Raw genomic sequence first — 17216 nt, forward strand, 5'->3', positions numbered from 1 at the left:
TGGGGTCCGGCAGCGGCTTACTTGAGGAGCTGGCGGGCCATCACCATGCGCTGGATCTGGTTGGTGCCCTCGTAGATCTGGGTGATCTTGGCGTCGCGCATCATGCGCTCCAGCGGGAAGTCCTTCACGTAACCGGCGCCACCCAGCAGCTGCACGGCGTCGGTGGTGATCTCCATGGCGGCGTCGGAGGCGTAGCACTTGGCGGCGGCACCGTAGAAGGCCAGGTCGTCGTCGCCGCGCTCGGACTTGGCGGCGGCCACGTAGACCATCTGGCGTGCGGTCTCCAGCTTCATGGCCATGTCGGCCAGCATGAACTGGATGCCCTGGAAGTCGGCGACGGCCTTGCCGAACTGCTTGCGCTCCTTGACGTAGGCCACGGCGTGGTCCAGGGCGCCCTGGGCGATGCCGACGGCCTGCGCGCCGATGGTGACGCGGGTGTGGTCCAGGGTGCGCAGGGCGATCTTGAGGCCCTCGCCCGGGGCGCCGATGATGCGGTCACCGGGGATGTGGACGTCGTCGAAGAACAGCTCACGGGTGGGGGAGCCCTTGATGCCGAGCTTGCGCTCGGGCTCGCCCAGGGTGAAACCCGGGTCGTCGGCGTGCACGACGAAGGCCGAGATGTTGCGGCCGCGCTTGCCCTCGGGGTCGGTCACGGCCAGCACGGTGTAGTACTCGCTGACACCGGCGTTGGTGATCCAGGACTTCTGGCCGTTGAGGACCCAGTCGTCGCCCTTGGGGGTGGCCAGGCTGCGCATGGAGGCGGTGTCGGAACCGGCCTCGCGCTCGGACAGACCGTAGGAGAACATCGCCTCGCCGCGCGCGACGGGGGTCAGGTAGCGCTGCTTGACCTCCTCGGAGCCGCCCAGGATCACCGGCATGGTGCCGAGCTTGTTCACCGCGGGGATCAGGGAGGAGGAGGCACAGACACGGGCCACCTCCTCGATGATGATGCAGGTGGCGAGCGCGTCGGCGCCCACGCCCTCGTAGTCCTCGGCGATGTGCGCGGCGTGGAAGTCGGTGGCGACCAGGGCGTCGAGGGCGTCCTGCGGGAAGGCGGACTTCTCGTCCACCTCGGCGGCGTGCGGAGCGATCTTGTCCTCGGCCACCGAGCGGACCGCCGCCCGCAGCTCCTCGTGCTCCTCGTTGGTCTTGAACAGATCGAAGTCGCCCATCACGCTCTCCTCGCTTTGGCACCGCGTGCCTGGATATGGCATTCAGTGCCAGGGTAAGAGATGATCGGTGTGAAGTACACAGACCGGGTCGGATACCTTGGCGCCGGACGAGTCGCCGGAAAGGTGAGGAGGTGGGCATGGCGCCGACACGTGTGTCGACCCGCGAGGCCGTACTGGCGGCGGTGCGGCTGTTCACCGACGAGGGTTTCGACAGCACCACCATGGACGGCATCGCCGCCGCCACCGGGGTGAGCCGCCGGAGCCTCTTCCGCAGGTTCGGCTCCAAGGAGGACCTGCTCTTCGCCGAGCACGACGAGCTCTTCGAGACGGTCGTGCGGTACATGGAGGCCTCACCGGAGAGCCCCATGACCACGGTGGTCGCCGCCGCGCGCCTGGTCTTCCAGGGGTACGTCCGCGACCCCGAGATCACCGTGCCGCGGTACCGGCTGGTGCGCGCCCACCCCCGGCTGCGGGACCGGGAGGTGGCGATGACGGCGCGGTACCAGGCCGCTTTCAGCCGTTACCTGAGCCAGAGTGTCGGTGGTGACCGCCCGTCCCTGGAGGTCGAGGTGGTCGCGGCGGCCCTGATCGCCGCGCACAACCACGTGCTGCGCGGGTGGCTGCGCGAGCCCGACGGGGGCCGGGTGTGGGAACGCTTCGACGAGGCGACGGCCAGGGTCGCCGACCTGGCCGCCCCCCTGCTCGACGGTGGTGGGAGCGCCGGGGCGGGGGAGGCCGTGGGCGTCGGAGAGGCCGGGATGGTCCATGGAACGGGAGACGAACGCGTGCTGGTGGCGGTCTACCCGCGCGGGGCCTCCACCGCCGACCTGCTGCGCAGGGTCTCCGAAGCGGTCGAGGGCGACCGGTAGGCGTCGGTGGAGACCGGTCACGCCTGGTAGACGCCTCGGAATGCGGCCGCCCGCCCGCACGTTGTGCCCGCTGATCCCCCACACCGGCGCAGCCCGCCCACGGGTCCCGCACACGGGTCCCAGCCACACCCGCGCGCGCGTAGGCTGGACGGGGCCCGAAACAGGGTGGCAGGCGACCAGGGCAGTACACGAGGCGAGGCGGAAAGCGCAGATGAGCGTGGACACGGCGGGAGCGACCAAGCAGGAGTCAGAGGTCGCCCACGAGGCGGAGCGGCGGCGGACCTTCGCGGTCATCTCCCACCCCGACGCCGGTAAGTCGACGCTGACCGAGGCCTTGGCGCTGCACGCCGCCGCGATCTCCTCCGCCGGTGCGGTGCACGGCAAGGGCGACCGCAAGGGCGTGACCTCGGACTGGATGGACATGGAGCAGGACCGGGGCATCTCCATCACCTCGGCCGCCCTGCGGATCGACTACGACGACCGCGTCCTCAACCTGCTGGACACCCCCGGCCACGCCGACTTCTCCGAGGACACCTACCGGGTGCTCTCGGCGGTGGACTGCGCGATCATGCTGCTGGACTCGGCCAAGGGCCTGGAGCCGCAGACCCTCAAGCTCTTCGACGTGTGCCGGGCCCGCAAGATGCCGGTCATCACCTTCGTCAACAAGTGGGACCGGCCCGGCCGCGAGCCGCTGGAGCTGCTCGACGAGATCGAGCAGCGCATCGGCCTGCGCCCCACCCCGCTCAACTGGCCGGTCGGCATCGCGGGCGACTTCCGCGGCCTCATCGACCGCACGAGCGGCACCTACACCAAGATGACCCGCACCCCCGGCGGCGCCCAGAAGGCGATCGAGGAGGTCCTGGACGCCGACCGGGCCGCCGAGGTCGAGCTGGACGCGTGGGAGCAGGCGCAGGAGGAGATCGAGCTGTTGGAGGCGCTGGGCGCCGACTTCGACCACGAGTCCTTCATGGCGGGCGAGTCCTCCCCGGTGCTGTTCGGCGCCGCGCTGTCCAACTTCGGTGTGGGCCAGCTGTTGGACACGATCGTGGGCCGCGCCCCCGCGCCGTCGGCCAAGGCCGACGACAAGGACAAGCCGCGCGAGGTGGAGAAGCCGTTCTCCGGCCAGGTCTTCAAGATGCAGGCCAACATGGACAAGAACCACCGGGACCGGATGGCGTTCGTGCGGGTCAGCTCGGGCCGCTTCGACCGGGGCATGGTGCTCACCCACGCGCCCACCGGCCGCCCCTTCGCCACCAAGTACACCCAGGCGGTGTTCGGCTCGGACCGCTCCACCATCGACACCGCCTACCCGGGCGATGTGATCGCACTGGTCAACGCCCATTCGCTGGCCGTGGGCGACACACTCTACGACGGCCCCAAGGTCTCCTTCCCGCCGATCCCCAGCTTCGCCCCCGAGCACTTCGTGGTGGCTCGCGCGGTGGACGCGGGCAAGTACAAGCAGTTCCAGCGCGGCATCGCCCAGCTCGACGCCGAGGGCGTGGTGCAGGTGCTCACCTCCGACGTGCGCGGCGAACAGGCCCCGGTACTGGCGGCGGTCGGCCCGCTCCAGTTCGACGTGGTCAAGCACCGCATGGAGCAGGAGTTCCGCAGCCCCATCGAGGCCTCCCCGCTGGAGTACTCGGTGGCGCGGCGCACCGACGCCGAGTCGGCTCCGACCCTGCACGCGCTGTCGGGGGCCGAGGTCCTGCGCCGCCGCTCAGACGGTGAACTCCTGGTACTGGTGCACAACAAGTGGCGCCTGCGGGTGATCGAGCGGGACAACCCCTCCCTGTTCATGGAGGCGTTGCTGGCCGGCGGCGTCGACGAGGGCGAGTAACCCCCGAGAAGGTTCGTCACCTCCGCGCAACCTCTTCGGGGAGCGTTCCGTCACCGGTCCCGCCACGGATGCTGGATTCTTCGGTAAAGAGCACTCACATTGTTTACCCCGAGTGAATGCTGGTTACCCACTGTCGACTTTGGTCCTGTTCGGTGGGGAATTCTCGTGCCGCTTCGAGCCTGTCGGCAGGGGTCCCAGCGAGGGGGAGAAATGCCACGTCCGGCTCGTGTGTGAAATCTCGTGCCCGGGGCACATACTCAGGTCCCTGGAGCGGGGGGAGGGGCCGCTCCGAGGGGCTTCCCGGGCCGCCGGGCGGCGTGGCAGAGGCCAAGATCACCGAGTCGGGGCCACCCCGCGCCAGCCCTTGTGATCAGGGCGAAGGTACCCTGATAACAGGCCACTAGGGCGCTTGCGAACACCTGGCCGCACCGGGCTCTGTTCGGGTATGTCCGCATCTGTGAAGTGCGGGCCGACGCGACGGGTCCGGGCGGAGACCGCGTGTGTTCGGGGCGCCCAGGGGACCGGTTCAGGAGACGAGGGACGGACGGCGGGAGACCCCCGTCGCCGTCCGTGAAGTCTCAGGGCGATCACGGCGTTATCGACGTTCGGCAAAGTCTGTAAATCTTCACTCTGCGGTAATTCTGACCACGTCTGGGTATGTGTTGCATGTCACCTGTTCGTGAATCGGTGAAACTTATATGATTTTGCTTAACCGTCGTTTAACAAAACAGAACAATAACGAGTGAATCAAGAACGTGGAGGCGGATCGCCTCGCGTCTGACACACCTCACGTATCCCCCGCCTGGAAAGGTTGACCTCGGGCATGAGCGATGACAAAGAGCGCACGGTGGAGCTCCACTACGAGGGCGGCGTGCTGAAGCTGCCGGTTTTCACCGGTACCGAGGGTGAGAGCACCATCGAGCTGAAGACCCTGCTGGGGTCGACCGGTATGACGACCCTGGACCCGGGGTTCGGCAACACCGCGTCGTGTAGCTCGAAGATCACCTATATCGATGGGGCCGCGGGCATCCTGCGTTACCGCGGGTACCCGATCGAGGACCTCGCGGTGCACAGCACCTTCCTGGAGACCGCCTACCTGGTGATCTACGGCGAGCTGCCGGAGCCCGGCCAGCTCAAGGAGTTCTCCGACAAGCTGCGCGACAACTCCGACATCCCGGCCGAGATGGGCGCGTTCATCGACGCGATGCCCCGTAACGGCCACCCCATGACGCTGATCGCCAGCGCCGTGAACACTCTCGCCGCCTACTACGACGACAGTGTCGACCCGGGCGACGAGAACCAGGTCGAGCTCGCCACGATCCGGCTGATGGCCAAGCTGCCGACGATCGCGGCTCGCATCTACCGCAACTCGATCGGCGAGGCGCCGATCGCCCCGGACACCTCGCTCGACTACGTCGACAACTTCATCCGGATGACCTTCGGTGACAAGGCGCCCACGGGTGAGCTCGGCGAGCTGTTCAACAAGGCCGTCGGCATGCTGCTGGTGCTGCACGCCGACCACGAGCTGAACTGCTCCACCGCCACCGTGCGCGTGGTCGGTTCCTCGCTGGCCGACATCTACTCCAGCGTCTCCGCCGGTATCAACGCCCTGTCCGGCCCGTCCCACGGCGGCGCCAACCAGGCCGTCCTGGAGATGCTCGAGGAGATCCGCGACTCCGGTATCTCCATCGAGGACTTCCTGGAGAAGGTCAAGGCCCGCGAGATGCGCCTCATGGGCTTCGGGCACCGGGTCTACAAGAACTTCGACCCGCGCAGCAAGGAGATCAAGGTTCTGGCCAGCCAGATCCTCGACCGGCACGAGAACCCGGACGAGCTCTTCGCGCTCGCCCTCAAGCTCGAGGCCGCCGCGCTCCAGGACTCGTACTTCACCGAGCGCAAGCTCTACCCGAACGTCGACTTCTACACCGGCGTCATCTACCGCACCATGGGCTTCCCGACCAACATGTTCACCGTGTTGTTCGCGATCGGCCGTCTGCCCGGCTGGGTCGCCCACTTCCGCGAGCAGGCAGTCGACCCGGCCTTCCGGATCGCGCGCCCGCGCCAGCACTACATCGGCGCCGCCGAGCGCCGTTACCCCGGCCAGGGCTAGTACCTGCCGGAGTACCTCGACCGCCCGCCCACGTCACCGACGAGGGCGGGCGTTCGTGTGCCCGGGGTGGTGGCCCGGGCCGGTGCGCACAGAGCCACATCGGAGCAGAACCTCCCTTTCCCTGCATTTTGCGTACTTTCTGTCATCGGTATGCGACGTTGAGGGAAGTTCCAGAGGGTGGTCCCGCACACGAGCGGGACCGCGCAAGTGAGGGGGCTGGCTATGGTCCGGTACGCGTTGGCCGGCAACATGCTCGCAGAGCTGAGCCGTAACTGGTGGGTCCTGGTTGTACGCGGTGTCGCCGCGGTGATCTTCGGTGTGCTCGCTCTCGTCTGGCCGGCGGCCAGCCTGATCGCCCTGGCGATCATCTTCGGTGCGTTCGCGCTCGTGGACGGAGTCGTGCTCGCCTTCACCGCCTTCCGCGCGGGGTCGGGGAACAGGATGCCTCTGGGAGTCCAGGCCGGACTCAGTATTGCGCTGGGTCTGATGGCCCTGATCTGGCCGATGGCCGCGGTCATCGCGCTGGTCTTCCTCATCGGTGCCTGGGCCATCGTCACCGGTGTCGCGGAGATCGTCACCGCGGTGCGACTGCGCGCCCAGATCAGCTCCGAGTGGCTGCTGATCTTCGTCGGCGCGCTCTCGGTGATCTTCGGTCTCCTGGTGTGGTTCTGGCCGCTGGCCGGTGCCCAGGTGATCATGTGGGTCGTCGGTGCCTACGCGATCGTGTTCGGTGTGGTCATGGCGGCCGCGGGCTTCCGGCTGCGCGGTGCCGCCGACGGCTTCAGCACACGAGAAGAACAGGCAATGGCCGCCGACGCCGAGGACTTCGGCGGAGCGGGCGAGCCGGGCGACCGGGGCGAGCCCACGGCGGAGACCGGCACGGAGCCCGCGGACGAGGAGCGCCCGGTGAGCGCCTTCGACGAGGGTTACGCGGGCGGCTACAGCGACGGCTACCGCGGCGACCAGCGGGACACCGACCAGATCCCGGAGGTGGCCGAGGACGAGACCGCGGCGCCCAGAGCCGGTCGGCACCGGGCCCAGAAGGAGCGTCCCGACGACCCCGGCACCCTGTAACACCAACGGGTTCGCAGGACCGCGCAGGGTCTCAGCCCTCGCTGACGAGGAGGGGGCCGAGCCGGTTGACCTGGCTTCCGGGGACGACCAGTTCGGCCTTCTCCTCCTGCCATGCCAGGAAGTGCGGGGTGAGCCGGTGCGCGGCCAGCGCGTCCTCGTCCGCGAAGACCTCGTACACCCAGAAGGCGTCCGGGTCCCCGGGGTCGCCGACCACGTCGAAGCGTAGGCAGCCCGGCTCGTCCCGCAGCGCGCACGAGGCGTTGCGGGAGATCCCGGCGAGGAACGCCTCACGCTGCCCGGGCAGGGCCCGGATCGAGATCACCAGCGCGACGGGGGGCGCGGGAGACACGGGCATGACCTGGCTCTTCTCTGTCACGGGTGCGCCCGGAAAAGCGTTGGACGCCGGGCGCGGGGCTGTCCTAGCCTAGGGCGTGTTCCGCGGACACATACCCTGCTGCGCGGTGTCCCAGCGGCACCGTCGCTGCGCATCTCTCAGTCGACAGCCAAACCCGGGCGGGCCCCGCTGTGCGACGCTGCGGAGCTCGCGTAGCAGGGCACAGTAGGGGAACTCCTTCTTCGGCCTTGCGCCAGCACCACTGGCCACCCGTCGCCCGCCACCACCCTCAACGGACGCCTTCGGCGCCGCCTTCTTCCCGCTCGCTACGGGCAGCATCCACGGAGCACACCCTAGGCCTCCAGGGACATACCCCGGGCGTTCAGCAGGTCGCTCAGGATGTCCGTACCCGTGGGGCCCATCCCCTGAAGCTCCAGCAGGTCGCTCTCGCTCACCCCGTCCAACTGCTCCAGTCTCGTGTATCCGGCGTGTGCCAGGGCCCGCTGGGCGGGGGCACCGATGCCGGGGAACTCTTCTTCCGCTCTGTCCTCTGTTCTGGCCATGTGGGTGTCCTACCCAGCGCATGGGATGCCGCAGATGACGTGTGTGTTGCGGTTGTGGCCGCTCGTGGCCGGAAAACGCGTAGTCCCTTGTGGATCGGGGTGGGCCCGGCCACACTCTTGTCCTAGGTGAAGAGAGAGTACGGAGCGGCTCGGGCAGCCGGGGGTGATACGTCAGGTGGCGAGGGCTTCAGGGTCGGGTGTGCCGCCGATGAGCTGGGAGGGCGTCGACCACGCGCTCAACCGGATCCGCGGCGAGGCCGACCGCATCGCGCTCAACCTCGCCGATCTGGACCGGCACGTGGGATACCAGCTGCTCAGGGAGGCCGACCTGGTCGGCGGGACCAGGAGCCGCTGGGATCAGGCCTCGGTGCACGTCCACAGGCTGTGGACGGTACACGGCGCCTTCGCGGCGGTGATCGACCGGGCGGTCCGGGTGCGTGCGAACGGTGGCGAGGACCCGCTGGGCGAGCTCACGTTCCTGCTCCTGGGCGAGTCCGTCACGCTCCCCCTCGCCGAGCAGCCCCTGCACGAGCGCGGACTGCTCGACCCCGACACCGAACACATCACCCTCGCCGAGGCCGTCGCGCGTATGTCCGCCGACTACGAGGAGGCCACGGAGGTCATCTCGGCGGCGGAGACCGCCTGGGACGCCCTGCACCCCAGGCTCGGTGAGCTGGAGTCCATGTGGCAGGAGGTCTGCACCCTCTCCGACCAGGTCGAACTGGGCGACGATCAGCACGAGAACCTCCGCGAACAGCTGTTCCGGGTGGGTGAGACCGTCCGCCGCGACCCCCTCTCCCTGGTCGTCGACGCCCGCGTCGACACCTCCTCCCTGGACCGCCTCAGGGGCCTGCTCGACCGCACCCGCGGCGAACTCCGCGACGCCCTGCGCATGCGCGACTCCTACACCGAGAGCATCGAGCGCCTCGTGTCGGCCATCGACGACGTGGAACAGGTCGTCCGGCGCGCCGGTGAACTGCGCGCCCGGGTCATCGCGAAGATCTCCTCACCCCGGGCCATCGACGTCCCCGACCCCGTGCCGGGGCTGCGCGCCGCCGTGGTGGAGATGGACATCCTGCGCTCCCAGAGCGACTGGTGGGGGCTGGGCGCCCGGCTGGGACAGCTGCAGCGCTCCGTCCACCAGGCCGGTGACGACGCGAAGGAACGGGAGGAGAACCTCACCGGGCTCCTCCAGCGCCGGGCCGAGCTCCGCGGCCGACTCGACGCCTTCCGTGCCCGCTCGGTCCGCCTCGGTCTGGCCGAACACGAACGGCTCACCGAACTCCATGGCCGCGCCCACTGGGAACTGTGGAACGCCCCCTGTGACCTGCGAGCGGCCACCGTGGCGCTGTCCGCCTACCAGCGGAGGCTCCAGGAACTTTCGGGAATCGAACCCCCGGGAAGCAGAACCACACCGGGAAACGGGGCGTCAGATGGCGAGACTGATGGTGGTGTGAGCAGATGACCAAGTGCACTTCTCCCGGCTGCCAGGGCCAGATCGAGGACGGCTTCTGTGTCGTGTGCGGTCTCGCCCCGGTGGAACCGCGGCCCCCTGTGCCCCAGCCGGGTGCCGGGGCGCCGACCGGCGGCCCGGCACCCGGACCCCCCGGCTACCAGGGCCCCTCGGGGCCCCAACGCCCGCCCGGGTACCAGCACCCTTCCGGCCCCCAGGCTGCCCAGCACCCCTCTTGGCCCCAGCCGGCCCAGGCGCCCCCGGGAAAGCAGGGACCACCCGCCCCGCGGTCTGCGGCCTCCGGACCCCAGCCCGCCTTCGGAGTGCCCCAGCAGGCGAGCCATCCGGGTTCGGGTCCGCAACCCTCCCCGGCCTCCGGTCCCTCCTCGGCCGGGAGCGGTGCCACCGACCAGTGGTTCTCCTCCAGCCCCTCCCTCCGGGACCCCGCGGGCAACGACATGTCCGTGCACTCCCACCCGATGAGCTCGGGCAACATCCGCCTGTCCGGCCGCTCCGGTCCGGGCAGCATCGCCGGGACCGTCGGCAGCTCGCGCACCGGGAGCAGCTCCAGCCGCGGTTCCAAGCGCGGCATGCTGGGCCTGGGCATGGTCCAGGTCCCGCTGGTCCCGGCCCGCGACCCCTCCGAAGCGATCATGACCAACCCGGTCGTGTCGGAGAAGAACCGCTTCTGCGGCAACTGCGGTGAGAAGGTCGGCCGGGCCCGCGGGGGCCAGGACGGCCGCACCGAGGGTTTCTGCCGCCAGTGCGGTACCCAGTTCTCGTTCACCCCCAAGCTGGCCAAGGGCGACATGGTCGGCGGTCAGTACGAGGTCCTGGGCTGCCTGGCCCACGGCGGGCTCGGCTGGATCTACCTGGCCAGGGACCGCAACGTCAACGACCGCTGGGTGGTCCTCAAGGGCCTGCTCAACGCCGGTGACGCCGAGGCGCACAAGGCCGCCGCGGCGGAGCGGGCCTTCCTCTCCGAGGTCGAGCACCCCAACATCGTCAAGATCATCAACTTCTCCCAGCACCCCGACCCGCGCACCGGAATCCCCGGCGGCCACATCGTCATGGAGTACGTGGGCGGCAAGTCGCTGCGGGAGCTGCTCGTCGAACGCCGGGAGGACGGCTCCGGGGAGGAGGTCCTCCCCGTCGAGCAGGTGATCGCCTACGGCCTGGAGTGCCTGCGCGCCCTCGGCTACCTGCACTCCAAGGGTCTGCTCTACTGCGACTTCAAGCCGGACAACGTCATCCAGAGCGAGGAGCTGATCAAGCTCATCGACCTCGGCGGCGTCCGGCGCATGGACGACACGCTCAGCCCCGTCTACACGACCCCCGGCTACCGGGTGCCCGAGGACGAGCTCCGGGGGCCGGGTCCCACGATCAGCGCCGACCTCTACTCCGTCGGCCGCGCCCTGGCGGTGCTCAGCTTCCACTTCAGCTTCATGCGCCAGCACCCGCACAGCATCCCGCCCCGGAACGAGGTGCCGCTGCTCCAGCGGTACGAGTCCTACGACCGCTTCCTGCGCCGGGCCACCAACATCGAACCCGAGTCGCGTTTCCACGACGCCGGGGACATGGCCGACCAGCTCACCGGGGTGCTCCGCGAGGTCCTCTCCGAGATCGAGGGCACCCCGCACCCGGCGGCCTCCGCGCTCTTCGGCGGGGAGACCTTCACCAGCGGCTCCGACGTGGGCGCGCACAACGCCGACCGCATGCTCAGCCCGCCCTCGCCCACCGAGGCCGCCGGGCTGCTGCCCGCCCCGCTCATCGACCCGGTCGACCCGGCCGCCCAACTCCTGCGCAGCTTCGCGGGCATGCCCCCGGCCGAGCTCATCCCGACCCTGCGCGCGGCCCAGGCGCCCACCCCCGAGACCCTGCTGATGCTCGCCCGGGCGCTGATCACGGTCGGCCAGCACAACGAGGCCCTGGACGCCCTCCAACAGTTCAGCTCGGCCGTCCCCGGCGACTGGCGGACCATGTGGTACCTCGCCGTGGCCGAACTCAGCACGGGCAGCTTCCAGGAGGCCCGGAACCACTTCGACGAGCTCTACAACCACCTCCCCGGGGAGGTGGCGCCCAAGCTCGGCCTGGCCCTGGCCTGCGAACGCACCGGAGACCTGGAGACGGCCGCCCGCCAGTACGCCACGGTGTGGTCCACCGACCACTCCTACGTGAGCGCGGCCTTCGGACTGGCCCGGATCAGAGTGGCCCAGGGTGACCGGGCCTCCGCCATCCAGGTCCTGGACACCGTCCCCGAGCTGTCGAGCCTGTACATCCACGCCCAGACCGCACTGATCGCCGCGCTCGCCACCGGCGCCACCGACAGCGCCGACTACGTGCGCGCCGGTGAACGGCTCGGCCGGATCGGCCTGGACAGCGAGTCCGCCGACCGGTTGGCCGCCCGGGTCCTCGAGTCCGCCCTGACCTGGCTCCGGTCGGGCGGCAGCGCCCCGGCCGGTCAGCGACTCCTGGACGGTGACCTCACCGAGGAGGGCGTCCGCGCCAACCTGGAGCGCCGCTACCGGTCCCTGGCACACCGGGCCAGCCGGACCTCGGAGCGCTACGAGCTCATCGACAAGGCGAACTCCCTACGCCCGGTGACACTCCTGTGAGGATCGAAGGAACGGCGATGACAAAGGTGCGGACCTGCCCTACCTGCGCCGACACGGTGTCAGCGGAGGACGCCTTCTGTGAGGGGTGCGGTCAGACCCTCCCGAAGGCCCCGTCGGCGCGGACGGAGGAGAGCGGTCAACCCGACCGCGTGCCCACCACCCCCCAGCCGAGCATGTCCGAGGCCTCGGCCTCCGAGGCGGAGACGATGGTGGTGGAGCGCCCCGGCCTGATCCCCGCCGACGGCGCCCCGACCGCGCCCCAGGTCAGCCTGAACGGAGCCGTACGCGACGAGCGGATCGAGGGCGGTGGCCAGGGCGACGAGGACGCTGACGGTGCCGGGGACCCCGACGAGGAGCTCTCGGACTGGGAGGCGGTCGACCTCCAGATCACCCAACCCATCTACCGGAACCCGGCGCCCCCCGCACCCGGGCCCGAACCGGCCGGAGCGCCCCCGGCGGCGGAGGTCGTCCCCGAGTGGCCGCCGCCCGCCGTGGGAAGCAACCCGGTCGCCGTGGACAACCCCGAACTGTGCGTGTGGTGCCCGGGACGGGTCGTGGACGGGTACTGCGAGAAGTGCGGTTTCCTCCAACCCACTGGACGCGACCACGTCGAGGTCCGCGCCGGACGGGCCTTCGGGGTCAGCGACCGGGGCCTGCGGCACAAGCGCAACGAGGACGCGATGGCCATCCGGGTCATCGAGGACGACGCGCTCCGGGCCGCGGGGACCGTCGTGGCGGTCGTCTGCGACGGGGTTTCCAGCTCGCCCCGCTCCGACGAGGCCTCCCGGGTCACCGCCGAGACCGGGGCGACCGTGCTCGCCGAACAGATGCGCCAGGGGGCCGACCCCCGCGAGGCCACCGGGGCTGCGATGACCCGCGCCGCCCAGGCGGTCGCCGCCATCGCCGACTCACCCAGCTCCGCCCCGGCCTGCACCTTCGTGTCCGCGGTGGTGGACCCCGCCACCGGCGCGGTCACCGTCGGCTGGGTCGGGGACAGCCGCGCCTATTGGATCTCCGGCGGCCCCGCCTCCAGCGCCTCGACCCTGCTCACCAGGGACGACTCCTGGAGCGAGGCGATGGTGCAGATGGGTGCGCTCTCCCGCGAGGAGGCGATGCGCTCGGCCAACGCCCACGCGCTCATCGCCTGGATGGGCGCGGACTCGGGAGAGATCGACGCGCACGTCTCGACGGTCACCCCCACCGGTCCCGGTGCCATCCTGCTGTGCAGCGACGGCCTCTGGAACTACTACCCGCAGGCCCAGGACCTGACCGATGCGGTACCGGGGGCCACCGCCGCCCCGCTGGAGGGGGCCCGCACCTACGTCAGCCTCGCCCTGAGAGCGGGCGGCAAGGACAACATCACCGTCGTCGTCATTCCCGTACCCACCGAACAAGGGGGTTCCCGTGCCGCACAGCTCTGACCGCTCCGGCGAGCCCGAGTTCCGCGTCGAGATCGACCAGAACCCCTTCCTGCCCATCGGTGGTACCGAGGTGCACGCCGTGGTGAGCGTGACCTCGAACAGCCCGGTGCTGGTGGGTTCGGCGGTGCGCGCCGCGGAGGTGATCATCGTCGACACCTCCGGCTCCATGTACGGCGAGAAGATCAACGCGGCCAAGCAGGCGGCGCGCGCGGCCATCGAGACCCTGCGCGACGGCGTCCGCTTCGCGGTGGTCGCCGGGCACCGCGAGGCGGAGATGATCTTCCCCGAGACCGCCCGCCTGGTGGAGGTCGACGCCTCGACCCGGGCGGCCGCGCTGGACGCGGTGGGCAAGCTGCGCGCCGACGGCGGCACCCGTATGGGCAGCTGGCTGCTCAAGGCCGCGGCGCTGTTCGACACCGTCGACGACGGCATCAAGCACGCCATCCTGCTCACCGACGGCCAGAACAACGAGATGTCCGACGTCTTCGAGGGGGTGCTCCAGCGGCTCGCCGGACGGTTCGTCTGCGACTGCCGCGGGGTGGGTACCGACTGGAAGGTGGCGGAGCTGCGCCGGATCGACGCCGCCCTGCTCGGCGGCGGGCCGGGTATCATCGCCGACCCCGCCGACCTGGAGGCGGACTTCCGGGCGATGGCCCAGGCCTCCATGGGCAAGGCGGTGGCCGATGTGGCACTGCGCCTGTGGACGCCCCAACACGCGGTGGTGCGCTACGTGAAACAGGTGGCGCCCACCGTCCAGGACCTCAGCGGACGCGCGGTCGAACGGGTCGCCCAGGCCGGGGACTACCCCACCGGTTCCTGGGGTACGGAGAGCCGCGACTACCACGTGTGCGTGGAGGTACCGCCGGGCGATCCCGGCCGCCAGTTGCGCGCGGGCTGGGTCAGAGTGGTGGTGCCCGGCGAGGGCGGGGCCCCGGACCAGGTCCTCGCCTCCGGAAACATCCTCGCCGAGTGGACGTCGGACGAGGTCAGGGCCACCGAGATCAACCCCCGGGTGGCCCACTACACGGGTCAGGTCGAACTGGCCCAGGCGATTCAGGACGGGCTCGCCGCCCGTCGCGAGGGAGACGAAGCGACCGCCACCACCAGGCTGGGTCGGGCCGTCGCGCTCGCCAACGAGTCGGGGAACGAGGAGACCGCGAGACTCCTCGACCGCGTCGTCGACGTCGTCGACGCGGTCACCGGAACGGTCCGGCTCAAGCCCAGCGTCGACAAGGTCGACGAGATGACCCTCGACACCAACTCGACCCGGACCGTACGGACCCGTCCCCGCCAGAGCGGACCGGGAACCGGCGGTGCCCCCGGACCCGGGTAGGAGGGACCCATGCCGAGTTGCCCTTCAGGGCACCACTCCACGGCCACCGACTTCTGCGACATCTGCGGGCTGCGCCTCCAGGCGCTGTCCGTGCCGCCTCCTGGCCACCGACCCGCGCAGCAGCACCCGCATCATCAGCAACACCAGCAGCATCCGCAACACCAGCAGTCGCAGCACCATCAATACCCGCAGCATCCGCAGCACCAACAGCAACCGTCGGCGCGGCCACCGGCACAGCGCCCCGCCCCCGACCAGACACCGCCCAGACCCAGACCGGCGACCCGGGGAGGGCCGTGCCCGGAGTGCGGCACGTCCAGAGCGGGCCGCTTCTGCGAGGAGTGCGGATACGACTTCGCCTCCCAGTCGGGCAGCCACCAGCGGCGCGTCTCCGCGCCCGGCAGCGCGCCGATCGGGGTGCGCTGGCGTGCGGTCGTGGCGGCCGACCCCGCCTACTACCAGTACATGGTCGACCAGGGGATGCTCGACCCGACGCAGATCAGCTTCCCCGCAGGAGGCCAGCAGCGCCGGGTGACCCTCCAGGGCGAGCGGGTGCACATCGGACGACGAAGCAGGTCCAAGGGGTTCACCCCGGAGATCGACCTGGGCGGCCCCGGGGGAGATCCCGCGATCTCCCACATCCACGCGGTCCTGCTCTCCCGCCCGGGCGACACGTGGTCGTTGGTCGACCCCGGGTCGACCAACGGGACCACGATCAACGGGACGGCCAACCCCATCGCCCACCACGTGGAGGTTCCCCTGAATGACAGCGACAGGATCTACGTCGGTGCATGGACCGTCATCATCCTCCAGAAGGGGTGAACCCCGTTGATGCCCCCCAACCCCGACCAGGTGGCCAGGCGGCCCGAACCGGGCGCCCCCTCTCTGCCACTGCCGCCCACCGGACCTCACGGTTCCGGCCCGGCACGGCCGGAGGGCGGCGCCACGAGTAACCCCGCCGGCGGCTCCACCGGCGGGCGGTACCTCCGTTCCTGGTGGCCGCGGGCACGCGCCTCGATGCGGACCACGCCCACCCGGGTGTGGGCGCTGACGCTCCTGTGCGTGCTGACCATCGCGGCTCTGTTCGGCTCCGCGACGGTCACGCTGAACCAGGCCCGTGACGGACTCACCGTCCTGGGTCGCGACGCCGGGCCGCAGGCCATGGCCACCACCGAGCTGTACCTGGCCCTGGCCGACATGGACGCCGGCGTCGCGGACGTGCTGCTCATGGGTACCGACCACGATCTCGGGTCGGGACGCGAGGCGGCCCTGGAGCGGTACGACACCAGCCGGGCCCAGGCCAACGCGGCCCTGCTCCAGGCGGCCTCCCTCACCGAGGGCGACACCGTCGAGGAGCTCAACGTCCAGGCTGTCCTGGACGGTATGGGCGTCTACGACCAGAAGGTCAGCGAGGCGCGTCTGCTCAACGACGAGGCCCAGGCCGCTCCGGGGGAGGTGGACCCCGACGCCCTCGAGGCGTACCGGGAGGCCACCCAGCTGATGCACACCGAGCTGCTACCCAAGGCGTTCAACCTGGGACTGGACTCCTCGGCGATCGTGCGGGCCAACCACGAGGAGGGGCAGTCCACGGTGGCGCTCGGGCTCGTGTGGGTCGGTGTGGTGGGTGTGGCGACCGTGGCCGCGCTCATCGGCCTCCAGCTGTACCTGCGGGTGCGGTTCCGCCGCCGGTTCAACGCCCCGCTCCTGGCCGCCACGGCCGGGACCGTGGTCCTCACCCTCGGCGTCATCATGGCCCTCAACAGCAGCGGGGCCCACCAGAGCGACGCCAAGGACGAAGGGCTGGATGCCGCCATGGCGCTGGCCCGGGCCGGTGCGATCGCCACCGACATGCAGGCCGACCAGAGCCGCTACCTCGCGGACGGCGACTTCGCCGACAACTACCAGCAGGTGTACCTGGAGCGGGCGCAGCAGGTGTTGTTCCGCCCGGCCAGCACCCTGACGGACTACTACGAGGCGATCGGTGAGATCCCGGGTGCCTACCCGAACCTGCCCGGTTCGGACGGCGCGGACCCCGACGATCCGGGCACGCTCGGCTACCTGGGGCAGAGCGCCCAGGACTCGCTGCTGCCCGGTCAGGAGGACGCCCTCGCCGAGGTGCTCACCGCCTACGCCGCCCTCCAGGAGGAGGACCAGCTGATGCGCGAGGCCGCCGAGGAGGAGGACCTCGCAGCGGCGATCGACATTCGGATGGGGGTGGCGCACGCCGAGGACGGGCTCTTCCCCGCCTACACCGAAGCGCTGGGCGGGCTGATCGAGCTGCACCAGGAGGAGTTCACCGCCGGGATCGAACGCGGTGACGCCGCGCTGTCCCCCTGGACCTGGGGGCTGCCGGTCGGCGCCCTCGCCCTGCTCGCGCTGGTGGTGGTCGGGGTCCGGCCCCGCCTCGCCGAGTACCGCTGACCCCGACGGACTCTGAC

General features: G+C 70.4%; 13 protein-coding genes. 10 read left to right on the forward strand and 3 right to left on the reverse strand.

Annotation, left to right across the window (positions count from 1 at the left end; genetic code table 11):
* Positions 1-17: 17 nt before the first annotated feature.
* Positions 18-1172: an acyl-CoA dehydrogenase family protein gene (locus NE857_RS03720; RefSeq protein ID WP_017578933.1), complete on the reverse strand. Its 1155-nt coding sequence runs from the start codon at positions 1170-1172 to the stop codon at positions 18-20.
* Positions 1173-1303: 131 nt separating this feature from the next.
* Between NE857_RS03720 and NE857_RS03725 the strand changes: the two genes are divergently transcribed.
* From NE857_RS03725 to NE857_RS03740, 4 genes are all read left to right on the forward strand, one after another.
* Positions 1304-2041, forward strand: coding sequence for a TetR/AcrR family transcriptional regulator (locus tag NE857_RS03725; protein ID WP_486348426.1), 738 nt, complete (start codon positions 1304-1306; stop codon positions 2039-2041).
* Positions 2042-2252: 211 nt separating this feature from the next.
* Positions 2253-3878, forward strand: a complete 1626-nt coding sequence (locus NE857_RS03730; RefSeq protein ID WP_254419804.1) for a peptide chain release factor 3 — start codon at positions 2253-2255, stop codon at positions 3876-3878.
* An 823-nt stretch (positions 3879-4701) separates the two neighbouring features.
* Positions 4702-5988 carry a citrate synthase gene (locus NE857_RS03735; RefSeq protein WP_254419805.1) on the forward strand — a complete coding sequence of 429 codons (1287 nt, stop codon included), beginning with the start codon at positions 4702-4704 and terminating at the stop codon, positions 5986-5988.
* 222 nt (positions 5989-6210) lie between these two features.
* A complete protein-coding gene (locus NE857_RS03740; protein WP_254419806.1) occupies positions 6211-7062 on the forward strand; it encodes an HdeD family acid-resistance protein in 852 nt (283 codons plus the stop codon).
* Between the two features lie 31 nt (positions 7063-7093).
* Here NE857_RS03740 and NE857_RS03745 read toward each other — a convergent pair whose 3' ends face one another.
* On the reverse strand, positions 7094-7417 hold the full coding sequence (locus tag NE857_RS03745; RefSeq protein ID WP_254419807.1) for a putative quinol monooxygenase: 324 nt from the start codon (positions 7415-7417) through the stop codon (positions 7094-7096).
* Positions 7418-7749: 332 nt separating this feature from the next.
* Complete coding sequence (locus tag NE857_RS03750) at positions 7750-7959, reverse strand: helix-hairpin-helix domain-containing protein (RefSeq protein WP_017578925.1); 210 nt, start codon at positions 7957-7959, stop codon at positions 7750-7752.
* A gap of 208 nt (positions 7960-8167) precedes the next feature.
* Between NE857_RS03750 and NE857_RS03755 the strand changes: the two genes are divergently transcribed.
* From NE857_RS03755 to NE857_RS03780, 6 genes are read left to right on the forward strand one after another with little or no spacing between them, the layout of a single operon-like run.
* Positions 8168-9424 (forward strand): hypothetical protein, encoded by a 1257-nt coding sequence (locus tag NE857_RS03755; protein ID WP_254419808.1) that lies wholly within the window; start codon positions 8168-8170, stop codon positions 9422-9424.
* Positions 9421-12027 (forward strand): serine/threonine-protein kinase, encoded by a 2607-nt coding sequence (locus NE857_RS03760; protein ID WP_425572150.1) that lies wholly within the window; start codon positions 9421-9423, stop codon positions 12025-12027. Before NE857_RS03755 ends, NE857_RS03760 begins: the two co-directional genes overlap by 4 nt.
* 17 nt (positions 12028-12044) lie before the next feature.
* Positions 12045-13448 (forward strand): PP2C family protein-serine/threonine phosphatase, encoded by a 1404-nt coding sequence (locus tag NE857_RS03765; RefSeq protein ID WP_254419809.1) that lies wholly within the window; start codon positions 12045-12047, stop codon positions 13446-13448.
* Positions 13432-14781 carry a VWA domain-containing protein gene (locus NE857_RS03770; protein ID WP_254419810.1) on the forward strand — a complete coding sequence of 450 codons (1350 nt, stop codon included), beginning with the start codon at positions 13432-13434 and terminating at the stop codon, positions 14779-14781. Before NE857_RS03765 ends, NE857_RS03770 begins: the two co-directional genes overlap by 17 nt.
* 9 nt (positions 14782-14790) lie before the next feature.
* Positions 14791-15600, forward strand: a complete 810-nt coding sequence (locus NE857_RS03775; protein WP_254419811.1) for an FHA domain-containing protein — start codon at positions 14791-14793, stop codon at positions 15598-15600.
* 9 nt (positions 15601-15609) lie between these two features.
* Positions 15610-17199, forward strand: coding sequence for a GlnX family signal transduction membrane protein (locus NE857_RS03780; protein ID WP_494516880.1), 1590 nt, complete (start codon positions 15610-15612; stop codon positions 17197-17199).
* The last annotated feature ends 17 nt before the right edge of the window (positions 17200-17216 follow it).

This window comes from Nocardiopsis exhalans, from assembly GCF_024134545.1.
Classification (GTDB): Bacteria; Actinomycetota; Actinomycetes; order Streptosporangiales; family Streptosporangiaceae; genus Nocardiopsis; species Nocardiopsis exhalans.